The sequence below is a fragment of the Paenibacillus sp. AN1007 genome (assembly GCF_040702995.1).
Classification (GTDB): Bacteria; Bacillota; Bacilli; order Paenibacillales; family Paenibacillaceae; genus Paenibacillus.
This window is the reverse complement of record NZ_CP159992.1, coordinates 2,107,800-2,120,791: the sequence shown is the minus strand read 5'-3', so window position 1 is coordinate 2,120,791 and position 12,992 is coordinate 2,107,800. Positions and strand designations below refer to the sequence as shown.

General features: G+C 46.7%; 10 protein-coding genes. 2 read left to right on the top strand and 8 right to left on the bottom strand.

The features are described 5' to 3' along the window. Positions 1-72: 72 nt before the first annotated feature. The 5 genes from ABXS70_RS09670 to ABXS70_RS09650 form a co-directional block, all read right to left on the bottom strand. Positions 73-1,566: a HAMP domain-containing sensor histidine kinase gene (locus ABXS70_RS09670; protein WP_342551419.1), complete on the bottom strand. Its 1,494-nt coding sequence runs from the start codon at positions 1,564-1,566 to the stop codon at positions 73-75. Then, positions 1,563-2,261, bottom strand: coding sequence for a response regulator transcription factor (locus ABXS70_RS09665; RefSeq protein WP_090916668.1), 699 nt, complete (start codon positions 2,259-2,261; stop codon positions 1,563-1,565). The genes ABXS70_RS09670 and ABXS70_RS09665 overlap by 4 nt, the downstream gene beginning before the upstream one ends. Positions 2,262-2,275: 14 nt before the next feature. Beyond that, positions 2,276-3,589, bottom strand: a complete 1,314-nt coding sequence (locus tag ABXS70_RS09660; RefSeq protein WP_342551420.1) for a hypothetical protein — start codon at positions 3,587-3,589, stop codon at positions 2,276-2,278. A 112-nt stretch (positions 3,590-3,701) separates the two neighbouring features. After that, positions 3,702-4,427: an ATP-binding cassette domain-containing protein gene (locus ABXS70_RS09655; protein WP_342551421.1), complete on the bottom strand. Its 726-nt coding sequence runs from the start codon at positions 4,425-4,427 to the stop codon at positions 3,702-3,704. Between the two features lie 83 nt (positions 4,428-4,510). Continuing rightward, the gene (locus ABXS70_RS09650) at positions 4,511-5,701 is read right to left on the bottom strand and encodes an MFS transporter (protein WP_342551422.1); all 1,191 of its coding nucleotides are present in this window, start codon (positions 5,699-5,701) and stop codon (positions 4,511-4,513) included. A gap of 213 nt (positions 5,702-5,914) precedes the next feature. Here ABXS70_RS09650 and ABXS70_RS09645 point away from each other — a divergent pair, with 213 nt between their 5' ends. Beyond that, complete coding sequence (locus ABXS70_RS09645; RefSeq protein WP_342551423.1) at positions 5,915-6,835, top strand: ArsR family transcriptional regulator; 921 nt, start codon at positions 5,915-5,917, stop codon at positions 6,833-6,835. 52 nt (positions 6,836-6,887) lie between these two features. Then, complete coding sequence (locus ABXS70_RS09640) at positions 6,888-7,649, top strand: HAD family hydrolase (protein WP_342551424.1); 762 nt, start codon at positions 6,888-6,890, stop codon at positions 7,647-7,649. 103 nt (positions 7,650-7,752) lie between these two features. On the opposite strand, the gene ABXS70_RS09635 is transcribed toward ABXS70_RS09640, so the two are convergent. The 3 genes from ABXS70_RS09635 to ABXS70_RS09625 all read right to left on the bottom strand — a co-directional run bounded on the left by ABXS70_RS09635 (position 7,753) and on the right by ABXS70_RS09625 (position 12,536). Next, entirely contained in the window at positions 7,753-10,053 is a 2,301-nt protein-coding gene (locus ABXS70_RS09635; protein WP_342551425.1) for a DNA topoisomerase 3, read from the bottom strand. Positions 10,054-10,179: 126 nt separating this feature from the next. Further along, positions 10,180-10,647 (bottom strand): Fur family transcriptional regulator, encoded by a 468-nt coding sequence (locus ABXS70_RS09630; protein WP_342556364.1) that lies wholly within the window; start codon positions 10,645-10,647, stop codon positions 10,180-10,182. Positions 10,648-11,048: 401 nt separating this feature from the next. Then, positions 11,049-12,536, bottom strand: a complete 1,488-nt coding sequence (locus ABXS70_RS09625; RefSeq protein ID WP_342551426.1) for a glutamate synthase subunit beta — start codon at positions 12,534-12,536, stop codon at positions 11,049-11,051. Positions 12,537-12,992: the final 456 nt, after the last annotated feature.

Here is a 12,992-nt window from a genome sequence, read left to right as displayed (position 1 = left end):
TTTCTCGTTTCATTTTAAACGTATCATTAAAAACGTATGTTCACTGTGTTGACGAGTATTTCAGACCACGAATCACAGCTTCTCACCGTCAGATGGTGGTTCTTGAATCACTTCTGCAGTCGCTTCTGTGCTCGTTACATTATGTTGAATCGGTGTGTCCTCTTCTTGGAGCATCGGTAATGACACTGTAACTGTCGTTCCTGACCCCAGCTCACTCTGCATCGTAATGGTGCCCTCATGCAGCTCTACGAGCTCCTGCGTGATGGCAAGCCCGAGTCCCGTGCCTCCGTTCTGGTGATTCACCTGAAAGAACCGGTCCCGTACTTTGATGAGATGTTCTTCACTGATCCCGATGCCCGTATCCTGCACAGCCGCAATAATCTGACCTTTCTCTTCTTTGACAGACAGGAAGATCCAGGAATTCTCGTGAGAGAACTTGATCGCATTATCAACGATATTCAGAAACACCTGTTTCAACCGATTTCCGTCTCCGTATACATTGTACGCTCGCGTCTCGTCGGTTTCCAGCTTCAGATGCACCTGCTTTTGTTCCGCCTTGGCCCAAACGTTCAGCATCGTCTCCTGTACAATCTCACGAATGTTAACCGTGCCTTTAACCAGCTTCATCTGATTCTGCTGCAGCTTGGAGAAGTCGAGCATCTCCTCGACCAGTCCAATCAGCCGCTCCGTTTCCTTGGCAATGATGCCCATACCGATACGTGTTTCCTCCGGATCATATCCCCCTGAATCCAGCGTTTCACTCCAACCTTTGATACTGGTCAGCGGCGTCCGTAATTCATGGGAGATCGACGAAATAAAGTCGTCCTTGATCTGGTTGCTGCGCACAATTTCATGAGCCATGAAGTTCAGGGTTGAGGCAAGTTCGCCTAGTTCATGCTTGTAGTTCCCTTTCACCCTGACATCAAGTCGCCCTTTCGCCATCTGCGCGGATACAGCAGTAATACTGTTAATCGGACGGACGATGGAATTGGCCATACCAATACTGATAATTAATACGATGGCAAGTACGCCAACTCCTACGGCAATGGCAAGCAATCCCATAACGAGCAGCTTGGAGTTAACGGATTCAAGGGAGGTCAGATAACGCACAATGTACGTATTTTCTCCGCCCAGATCAAACTTGTTCGCGACAGCCATGACCGATTCACCGGTGTTAGGCTGTCTGCCGATCCACCGTCCCATATCACCGTTTAATGCCTGCATAATATCACTTGTCTGCAGCACCGCTCGATCCGATTCAAACGCTGTTGAACTTGCCAGCACGCGGCCATTCATATCCAAAATCTCCAGTTCGGTATTATCCAATGCAAGACGCACAAGAAGCCTAGACAAGTTGTTATTGCCATCTTCTCCATTGCCAGCTCTGGCAATCGGCTCAAGGAAGTCTCTGTTATTGGTAATGTGAGTACTAATGGTATTATAGATACTCTCATAATAAAACCGCTGCACAGCCAGCATAAACACGAATTCAACCAGCACCAGAGCAAGGAAAACGACAATAAAGTAGTGCAGTACAATCTGCCGCGTAATTCCTTTTTTTATCATTGATCCCGGCCCTTCCATTTGTACCCGTGACCCCATACAGTTTGCAGGTATTCAGGCTCGGAAGGATTGTTCTCAATTTTTTGACGCAGTCGACGGATGTTAACATCGACGATTTTGGGATCACCCATGTACTCTTTGCCCCATACGTGGTCCAGCAGAAGGTCACGGCTAAGAGGTGTGTTTTCTTTTTCCAGGAAGAATTGAATCAAAGAAAACTCCGTCGGGGTTAACTCAATCGCTTCATTATTCTTTTTAAACTGTTTGGAGATGAGATCGAGTGAAAATGGTCCGGACTGGAACGTTACTTTCGCAGCCGTTTCACGATGTACGTTAACCCGGCGCAGCAGCGATTGAATTCGTGCAATCAGTTCGGTCGGGCTGAAAGGTTTGCTCACGTGGTCATCTGCCCCTACCGACAGGGCGTATACTTTGTCCTGCTCCTGAACTTTTGCTGTCAGGAAAATGATTCCCAGTCGTTCGTTTGTTTCGCGAATGCGTCTGCACACTTCAAACCCGTCGATGCCGGGAACCATAACGTCCAGCAGTGCCAAATCAATATCCGGAACGGATTGTAAAATGCGAAGCGCTTCATGACCATCACCAGCTTCCAGCACTTCGAATCCGTTTCTTTTCAAGTTAATGACGATAAAACTGCGGATGGATTCTTCATCCTCAAGAATAAGTACTTTACTCATCAAGTTCTTCCTTTCTATTCAGCTGAGAAGTTTTTGCTTAATGCATTGCCCGCCTCCGACTGTGCGACACGCGATGCAATGACCCGATCTTTCGTTCGAGTAATCTCCTTCCAGCTCTTCCCCTTTTCAAGATCCCACTGAGAAAACGTAAAATATTTGATCTCCGCCACGGTTTCATCGGTTTTGATCATTTTGAATCGGATATACTTTTCCTTCTCCGATTTGGTATCGATCGTGATTTTGCCATACCATTCAGGCTTTAAGTTTAGATGGAACAAATCTGCGTCATCCCGGAACTGGAACGAAACAAACTTCTTGCCTTCTTTACCGTCCCACTGGTAAAACGTATAAAACCACATGCGCGAATCAAATACGTAATGCTCCCAGCCTTTTGGCGTTTCCTTTAATCCAAACTCAATAATACCATCATTATTCACATCACCGCTTAAAATTTTGTCATCTCTGTACGTTTGATCTGGCGATTTAAAAGCGCTGACGAGTTTATTGTCTTTCACATACATCATTTGCGTGAAGGAACTTCGGTCGTCGAGATCCGCGTCAAGCACTATCCCCATTTTTCCTTCGGCGATCTCACCGCCAAGTGCGTTGTACACTTCTTTGACAGTATAATCTGTAACGACACGATCCATTTCCTTGAAGCTGTCATCCTGGTACTGATACAGCGCAATGGTTGCAAATCCGCTACCATTCAGCGAAACGACGACGAAATCACTTTTGCCGTCTCCGCTTAAATCCAGCGCATTCCCCTTCATATCATCAATGATAACCTGATTATAAGGTACGCCGCCCAGCACTTGTTCCAATACGCCGCCCTTGTATGAATAAGCAGTCAGAGCTTTTTGATCCTGCAGACTGACCCCGACAACAATGTCCGGATTACCGTCATTCGTAATATCCATAACCTTGAACGATTCCAGCTCATTGCCCGGCACATCGAATGTTAGTTTTTTGACCCAGGAACCGCCCTGCTCTTCCAGAATCATGCCATGGATGCGCACATTTTCATTTGGTGTCTCGTAAAAGACACTTGCCTCGCGAATGCCGTCTCCATTCAGGTCTTCCACCCGGATCATACTCGTGTTGCTCATATCTTTGGGCCGAATCAATTTACTTTCAGGCGGTGTTTCCTTTTGCACAATGTTATACAGCTTTTCCTTGTCTGTAGACATCATCGGCGGCTTCATCAGAAGCTTGGGATCGCTGATAAACGTACATCCGCTCAGCATGGTTCCAAGCAGTACAGCCGTCGTCCCTGCCGCTACGCAGCGCCCCCATCGCGAATTAAACAATCCCATCACTCTTTTCATTAAACAACCTCATATCACTCATTTCATTAAGCATTCTCCAGCCGTTTATTCTTAATCGATCAAGCACTCTCCACAAGCTTCTTATTAGGCATCATTCATTATGTTTAAAATCTCAAATCAAATTTTTTTCCTGCTGCGTCAATCTCCGTCCTCTTATGTCAAAAACAATACTGCCTTCCGCGATTCCCCAGATTCGCGAAGCATGTTTTTCGGCGAGTTCAATCGGCAGTACGGCAATCACCGTCGCTCGTTCCTCTTCACACAACTTACGAAGCGTTTCCAGAACAGCATCAGCCGTATGAGGGTCCAGTCCGATGACAGGTTCGTCCGCCAGGACTACTTTGGCGCCATGAGCCAGTGCTCTTGCGATAGCTACACGCTGTTTTTCGCCACCACTCATTTTTTCAGCAAGCTGATGAGCCTTATCCAGCAAACCTAGACTTTCGAGGTGATCCATTGCCCCCATGTAATCATCTGAGCGTACCATGCCCGTTGCCATTCTCCATAATGGTGTCTGGCCAAATCGTCCAATAAGCACATTTTTCAGTGCTGTGCGTCTAGGATACAGCTGCGGATTCTGTTCCAGGTATGCCCATTCACGCCTGATTTTCTGTTTACCGGACCAGCCTTCCTTCAAAATATCAGTGCCTTCAACGGTAAACCGTCCTGAATCCCACTTCTCCTTCAACGCCAAACATTTCAGCAGCATGCTCTTACCGCTCCCGCTGGAGCCGACAACCGCAATCATCTCTCCCTGCTGCATATCAAAACGAATATCACGCAGAACCGGAATACGATCCGCTCCAACGGATTTGCTTAAGTTCTCCACTCTGATCATCGCGATGTCTCCTCTTGTCCATGTTTTTCCCTACTACTAGTGTACTCGGAAATGGACATCAATTTCCATGCGAACACCAGCTTCTATTTTAACACAAATTCCGCTTCCCGTTTACGCCGAAATAATACACCTGTGATGCCAAAAATAAAATACATGCAGCCCAGCATCGTAAACATGCTTCCGGGTGACACCCAGTTGATTAACTGTCCCCCAAGATTGGGTGCGATAATGCTTCCGATTGTAAAATGAAAGGAAGCAACCACATTCGCTGCAGGCAGCAGTACTTTCGGTAAAATATCTGCAGCATAAGCCAGCCCAAGTGAGAAGAAGGAGCCAACAAGGCCACCCGCAGCGAGCAGCAGCACAAGTGTCAGCCCAAAATTTGTTCCCGCGAAGGGAACCAGCATAAAGGCAAGACCTCCTCCAATCCCGGCTGTCATGAGAATTTTTTTTCGGCCATATCGGTCACTTAACATGCCAAGCGGAAGCTGAAGGAACAATCCTCCGATCCCTATAAAAGGAAGCAGTGAAGCAATCTGATCTGCATTATATCCGATTCGAAGCCCGTAAACCGGAAAATTGCTGTTCATGCCTGCTTCCATATACCCGTATAAAAGGGCGGGCATCAGTGCATACCACGCCCAAGCGAAACTGCGGCGGAAGCGCCGTTCAGGCAGCTGACCATGTTCTGCCTTTTCTGGCTTGGTATCCGGAAGTTTCACCAGCACCAGAACAAGCACAGCCGCCATGCCTGCAAACAGTACCATGAAAGGGACGGCATCACCATATGTGAGCAGTTTGATGCCGAGAGGTCCGATACTGAACCCGAGCCCGTAAGACATGCCGTACAGCGATATGTAGCGTCCTCGTTTCTCAGGCGAAGTAACCAGCAGTACCCACAGCTGGGCAGCATAATGCAATGCACTGTCTCCAATGCCTACAATTAGCCGCAGCGCAAACCAGATTTTTATGTCAGGAAAATAAGGAAACAGAATCAAGGGAAGCATAACGAGAATCAGTCCGCCGACAATCAGCTTTTTAAACCCCAGCAGTCCCAGCAAACGCTCTGCCGCCAGCGTCATCGCAAACGAGCCAATATAGAGCGCAGCTGCATTCAGCCCGTTTAATCCGGGAGAAACACCCTGCTGCTCCAGAAAAATCGACAGTACAGGCAGCAGCAGTCCCTGGCTGATCCCCGCTGCCACGATCACTGTGATTAAAATCAGATAATTTAAGGTTGAGGGTGATAATTTAAATTTGAATACAGATCCCACGGTATTTCATTCCTCCTGAAAGCGCAAACAAAGAAAAATCGCCATCACTGACGATCTTTAGTCTGTCATTTATATAGGTGTATCCTTGCACCATTGAACCGCGGCACAGCCCCGGACTTGAACATTATAGTGGACAACGCCCGGTAAAACAAGCCATAATAGTACATAAGTCGCTGTGTATATCTAGATGTGACGGGAGGATTCTGCATCATTATGACTTATCACGTTAAAATTGATGTCTCACCGATATATGAGATGCTAAACAGCTTTCTGGTCTATGTAACGAAAAAGTGGATTCAGCATTTGGACATTGGTCCTGAATGGATTCTGGACGTTGAAGGCAAGCTAAGTTCCAACGTGCGAGCTGCGCTTGCACCGGCCGCGGCTTGGCCTTTTGACGACTTTGATGTCCTGTTTGCCTGGGCAGCCTATCAGAATACAACTTCAGAGAACCAGGATTTTTTGGACATGCTCGCAGGGCTATCACCTGATGAACTGTTTGCGCGCATATCTCCGTTAATGCCTGAACTTACTATAGAAGAATCAACGCGCATTCGGAACAGCTACGTCCCATTACTGCGACTATGGGATCAGCACTACTGCCAGACAATTAGCGAGGATCACCGCGTATGGCTTGAAGAAGACGCTGAAGAAAAGCGCATTCTGCTTGAAAAGATGGGTTCTGAACTGTTAATTGAATATGCGACTGCAGGTGTAATCGTTGAACCGATGCCAGGTTTGAACGAAGTCATATTATTTCCGACCGTGCATAACCGTCCAATTAACATGTACTGTTTTTATGAGGGCATGATGATTATGCAGTATCCTGTAGATGCGCCTGAAGAGAGCGAAGATGAGCCGCCAACGTGTTTGCTGAGGTTCACACATGCTTTGGCTGATCCCGAAAGACTTCGTTTGTTAAGATATGTATCGGATGAACCAAAATCTCTCGCGGAGATGTGTGAAGAGCTTGGCAAAGAGGAAGATCCTGTGAAGGATCAAGTCATGGCCCTTCGCATTGCTGGTCTGCTGCGAACCCATCTACTGGGAAGCAACCGCAAAGAAAAATACAGCATTCGGCCGGATGGCGTATCTGAATTGAACATGTTTCTGGAATCCTACATTCGCATCTAAGTGATGTGATAGTGAATGACCTGCAGTAAGCGCAGCAAGGAGTGAGCGAACGATGGCTTTAACCAAACAGCATATTTTATTTGATCTCGATGATACACTTGTGTACTGCAACAAATACTTCAATCTGGTGCTGGGAGAATTTTTTGAGAACATGCAGCAGTGGTTCGATGGACATGCTCTGACCACACAGCAGATCCGGGAGAAACAGCTCGAAATAGATGTTACCGGCGTGAACAAAGTGGGTTTTGCGAGTCATCATTTCCCGCAATCCCTCATTGATACGTATCGATATTTCTCAAAAAAGTATAACCGAGCAACATCTGCTGAAGAAGAGACGTACTTGAGCAAACTGGGTATGAGTGTTTACACCCAGGAAGTTGAACCTTACCCGCATATGGTCGAGACTTTGGAGGAGCTGAAGTCCGCCGGGCACGCTCTCTATTTGTATACTGGCGGGGAAACGGTCATCCAGCAGCGAAAAATTGATCAAATGAAACTGTCGATCTATTTTGACGACCGAATCTATATACGACAGCACAAAAACATACAAGCATTGGAAGGCATCCTGTCCAAAGGACCGTTTGAGCGGCGTGCAACATGGATGATTGGCAATTCTCTTCGCACAGACATTATGCCTGCCGTGAACGCAGGCATTCACAGCATTTATATTAAACAGCCGAATGAGTGGCAGTATAACATTGTTGAGCTGCAGCCGAACCCGGAAACCTCGATGTATACGATCACAGCTCTGGAAGAGGTCCCCAAAGTCATCCATGAGGATCTACAGCTAAAGCAAAAAAGAACCCTCGGTTAAAAGAGTTCTCCTATAATAAAGAAACCCACTCTCCTGTAAAATGTGCCTGAAGTAAGGGACATTTCACCTGAGACAAGGGTTTCTTTTTTTATACAGCTTGGAATCAAGCTTCCTGTTTCTCGCCGGATAACTGCCCTGTGACAGCATCCTTCAAAATAATACGTGCTTTCACCGTACTTCCATCCTTGCGTTTGAACGAGAGAACCTGCGTACTGCCCTTCTCAATCAAAGATTTCAGCATAGTGCTTGTTATTTTTTTGCCAGCATATTCTTTCCAGACCACGAAAGCACAACCTTCTTTGAAACGGGAGCAGCCATATCCCTTCTTGCCTTCGATAATATGCCCACTACAGCCAGGTGAAGGACATGAAGCCAGAACTTCACGCGCTCCGGAACGTGTATTTGCTTCAGCTGTTGTACGTTTACCGGAGTCTGCATTTGCAGCGGATGGCTTGGTCGTTCTGGTACCACCGGCAGGAGAACTGCCTGCTTGGCTGCGGGCCGCTCTGCCTTTCCCTCTACCTTTGCCTCCCCGTGCGTCTTCACCAAAAGCGTCGGCAGCAGCAGGAGCCTGCACACGAACCTTTTCAATAATAGACAGCGTGAATTTCTTGACGTTTTCCATGAACTTGTCCTGTCCAGCTTCACCTTTGGAAATTTGATATAATCTGCGTTCCCACTGCCCGGTCATCTCAGGCGAAGTCAGCAGGTCTACTCCAGCACGACGAATGAGTTCAATCGCTGTTCGGCCTTTGAGTGTCAATTGCATTTTCTTGCCCTGCATAGTGATATAACCTACGTTTTTGAGACGTTCAATCGTAGCTGCGCGTGTAGCCGGTGTTCCTAGTCCGCTGTCTTTCATCGCATCACGAAGCTCTTCATTCTCAATCTGCTTCCCTGCGCTCTCCATTGCCTTGAGAAGCGTTCCTTCGGTGTAACTCTTCGGAGGCTGGGTTGCTTTCTCTTTGAACTCACTCTTCGTACATTGAACAGGCAGGTCTGGCTGAACAGCAAATGCTTTGTCTGTCCATTCCTCCGCATCCTCTTCTTCATTGTTGTTTTTCTTGCTTTTTTTCCTGCCCGAAGCGCTCTGCTCCGTCTCATTTGCACCCAGCACCACTTTCCAACCGATCGATAACAATTCCTTAACGGACGTTTTGAACTGGTGTTTTTCAACTTCCGTCAACACCGTATGCTGCTTGTATTCAGCCGGAGGATAGAAATGGGACAAGAAACGCCGCACAATCAAATCGTAGATGTTCTGCTCATCCTTGGATAGTGTGCCTGGCCGTTTCAGAGTGGGCAGGATCGCGTGGTGATCCTCTACCCTGCTCGGATTGCATACCCCTTTATTGTTTTTATGCACCAGTTCTGGTTTGGCTCCCAAAGCAAGCTCGCTGTACGTTCCATTTTTGAGTAAGTTCAGCGTTTTGTGCATACCTTCGATGTTCTGTTCGGTTACATAGTTGGAATTGGTACGCGGGTAAGAGATTACTTTATGTTTTTCATATAAAGCCTGCGCGATGTCCAACGTTTTTTTAGCTCCGTAACCGTACTTTGCATTCGCCTCACGCTGTAGAAGAGTGAGATCATACAGCCTGTAGGGATAGTCTTTCGTTTGTTTGGCTTCATATTTGATAATCTGCCCTGTCTTCCCCTTTACACTTGATGCAATCGCTTCGGCTGCTTCTGCATCCGTGAGTTTGTCCCCCTGACGCACCCCGCGGTATTCTACACCTTCCTGCCTGAACCAGGCCGCGACTTCATAGAACGTTTGGGACTGAAAAGCCTCGATCTCCATCTCGCGATCATAAATTAGCGCCAGTACAGGTGTCTGCACACGGCCCACTGACAAAAGCGCATTGTGTCTTGTTGTAAACGCCCGGGATGCATTCATGCCAATCAGCCAATCCGCCTCACTTCGTGCACGGGCAGCATGCGTCAGATTCTCGAATTCGGCAGCATCTTTAAGTCCATCGAACCCGCGCCGAATACTCTCTGCCGTCAGATCGGATATCCACAGGCGTTTTACAGGCTGACGCAGTTTTAACTGCTGCTGTATAAGGGCAAAAATATACTGCCCCTCCCGCCCGGCATCACAAGCGTTAACAATCGCCGAAGCCCGCTTCGCTAAATCTCCAATGATTTTGAGTTGGTCTTTGGTCCGCGGATTCGGTACGATTTTGAACTGATCCGGGATAATCGGCAGGTCCGCAATGTTCCACCGCTTGTATTTCGAATCATAGGCATCCGGTTCAGCCAATCCAAGCAAATGCCCAATCGCCCAGGTGATAATATAATGCTCACCCTCCAAATACGTGCGATTATTTTTGGCTTTTGGTTCTATGACGGCGGCAATGGTTCTACCCATGTCGGGTTTCTCCGCGATAACCAGTGTCTTCATCCGTCCATCTCTCCTCCTTCACCGCCTCGTATGACGGCAAAAAGGGGCCTTCCGCCGACGGAAGCCCCTTGCTTCTGAAACTTATTATATCAGATTTTGGATTCAAGAGCACCTACCCGGCTTGAATTAACCAACGGCCTGCTCATCCAGCTGCTGTTTTGCTCTGCATTCTCTGCATACACCTTGAAAATCAAGCCGGTGATCGGTAACAGCAAATCCGTACTGACGCAGTACCTGCTGTTCCAAACGGAGCAGCCCGTCTTCCATAATCTCTTCTACGCTTCCGCATTCCGTGCAGATCAAGTGGTGATGGTGATGGGAGCCGTCGGTGCTCCGCAGATCAAAGCGAGCAGCTCCATCACCAAAGTTGATTTTCTCAACCACTTGAAGATCACTTAACAGTTCCAACGTACGATATACGGTTGCCAGTCCAATTTCCGGAAATTTTTCTTTGACCAGCAAAAATACTTCTTCCGCGCTGAAATGATCTTTCTCATGCTCAAGCAGCACACGTACTGTTACTTCACGCTGCTGGGTTAACTTATATCCTTTATCAACCAATTGGTTTTTTATTTGTTGAATTTGCTCTGAAATGGACTTGTCCCGGTTACCTGCCATGCGGGTGCACCTCCGTTAAAATTTCATACTTATCTTTACTTAAACGTATCTTCATTAATATACTCAGATCGTATTCATTACTCCGTTTTGTATTAAAGTTCGATTTGCGTCGATATCATTACTTCTTCTTATTTATAATAATTATAATCTAATAATAAGTCTTTATCGTATAAAAAGCAATGCTTTCAATCACAATTTCACATATAATGGAACACTTTAAGAGTGTTAACGTGATTCATTTTGAAAAAAGCACAGCAAATAACCCTCACATCTGTGAGGGTTATCAGTTCACTTTATTTATGGAGTTAACATTTCATCATATAAACAAAATAATGGCAGTAGAGAATACGTTGGGCTGCATCATTCGTTCAATAGGCCTAAGCCAGAACTGTTGCACCCATCAAATATTTATCCACTTCACGAGCGGCTTCGCGGCCTTCATTGATAGCCCATACGACCAGACTTTGACCACGACGCATATCACCTGCGGCAAATACTTTATCCACGTTCGTGTTATATTTGCCATAACGTGCTTTCACGTTTGTGCGGCGATCTGTTTCAAGTCCCAGCTGCTCAACCAGCGTTTGCTCCGGTCCGTCGAAACCAATCGCAATCATCGCCATCTGAGCAGGGAATACTCGCTCAGTACCCGGGATTGGCTGATAAATTTTGCGGCCTGTCTCATCTACAATACGCTCGATCTGAATCGTATGCAGTTCTTTGAGATTGCCCTCGTCATCACCCACAAATTTGGTCGTCATAATGGAAAATTCACGCGGATCTTGACCAAACAATGCTTTGGCTTCTTCTTGTGCATAATCCAGTGTATATACGTTCGGGAATTGCGGCCAAGGGTTATTAATACGGTCACGTTCCAGCGGCGCTTGAGTATGGGTACCGAATTGCGTAATCGTACGGCAGCCGTGGCGCAGCGACGTCGCAACACAGTCAGAACCCGTGTCTCCGCCCCCGATTACGATTACATCTTTATTCTGCGCAGAAATATAGTTTCCATCCTCCAGGTTGGAGTCCAGATAACTTTTGATACTTCCATTCAGAAAATCCATTGCATAGTGCACCCCGTTCAGATCTGCACCTTCAATGTTGAACTCACGCGGTTTAGTTGCGCCGCCGCACAGAACAACAGCATCATATTCGTCAACAAGCTGCTGAGCCGGGATATCTTTTCCGATCTCTGTATTCGTAATAAACTGGATACCTTCGGCTTCCAGCAGATCTACACGGCGCTGCACCACTTTTTTATCCAGCTTCATCGTTGGAATTCCGTACATCAGCAATCCGCCGACGCGATCAGAGCGTTCATACACCGTTACCGTATGTCCTGCTTTGTTCAATTGAGCTGCTGCTGCAAGTCCCGCCGGACCTGAACCAACTACAGCTACACGTCTGCCTGTGCGTTTCTCCGGTGGCTGCGGAACTACCCAGCCTTCTTCGAATCCTTTTTCAATAATCGCTTCCTCAATCGTTTTGATCGTTACAGGCTGACCAATAAGCCCTACGGTACATGATCCTTCACAAGGCGCTGGACAGATGCGGCCTGTGAACTCCGGGAAGTTATTCGTTTTGTGAAGGCGCTCCAGCGCTTCCTTCCACAAACCGCGATAGACGAGATTATTCCATTCCGGAATCAGGTTATGAACCGGGCAGCCTGACGTACCACCAGTCATATCTATTCCTGTATGGCAATAAGGGGTACCGCAATCCATACATCGTGCACCTTGTGTTCTGAGCTCTTCCTCAGCCATATGTTTATGAAACTCTTCCCAATCCTTGATGCGCTCCGCCGGCTCTCGATCGGCAGGGAGCTGCCGCTTATATTCCATAAATCCAGTAGGTGTAGACATCTTACGTTTCCCCCATCCGTTCTTGTCTTAATCCCTTCATGCGCATGGCTCTATATGAAATGGATTACTCTTTTTACCTGAGTTTTTGTTTGTCTATTGTAACACAAAATCTACTCAAAGATATTTCAATTATAGTAGCATTTACGACGGTGAATATTAAATGGATTATCCGCATAATTATTTGTATTTTATACATCATATCGTTCACTATAACGTGTGGTCAATAGCTTAAATTTGGTCTTAAATCACAACATGCCGCCTGCTTCCAGACGAAAGATACGAATAAAAACCAAAATAACGTCACATAAATGTTAGATAAATTATCATTAAAACCAAAGTTTTTAGTAAAAATGCTGCCTATACCCGTAAAACAAGGTTAATTTAAAGCTTCACAACGTTGAATCCCGACAGCTTTTAGACTATTTGACCATTTCGCTTAGAATGATCCCCTCAATT

Bases quoted from the DNA above. Each gene is read 5' to 3' on its own strand.
- ABXS70_RS09655 (WP_342551421.1), bottom strand. From the start codon at position 4,427: ATGATCAGAGTGGAGAACTTAAGCAAATCCGTTGGAGCGGATCGTATT.
- ABXS70_RS09670 (WP_342551419.1), bottom strand. From the start codon at position 1,566: ATGATAAAAAAAGGAATTACGCGGCAGATTGTACTGCACTACTTTATT.
- ABXS70_RS09625 (WP_342551426.1), bottom strand. From the start codon at position 12,536: ATGTCTACACCTACTGGATTTATGGAATATAAGCGGCAGCTCCCTGCC.
- ABXS70_RS09635 (WP_342551425.1), bottom strand. From the start codon at position 10,053: ATGAAGACACTGGTTATCGCGGAGAAACCCGACATGGGTAGAACCATT.
- ABXS70_RS09665 (WP_090916668.1), bottom strand. From the start codon at position 2,261: ATGAGTAAAGTACTTATTCTTGAGGATGAAGAATCCATCCGCAGTTTT.
- ABXS70_RS09660 (WP_342551420.1), bottom strand. From the start codon at position 3,589: ATGAAAAGAGTGATGGGATTGTTTAATTCGCGATGGGGGCGCTGCGTA.
- ABXS70_RS09645 (WP_342551423.1), top strand. From the start codon at position 5,915: ATGACTTATCACGTTAAAATTGATGTCTCACCGATATATGAGATGCTA.
- ABXS70_RS09640 (WP_342551424.1), top strand. From the start codon at position 6,888: ATGGCTTTAACCAAACAGCATATTTTATTTGATCTCGATGATACACTT.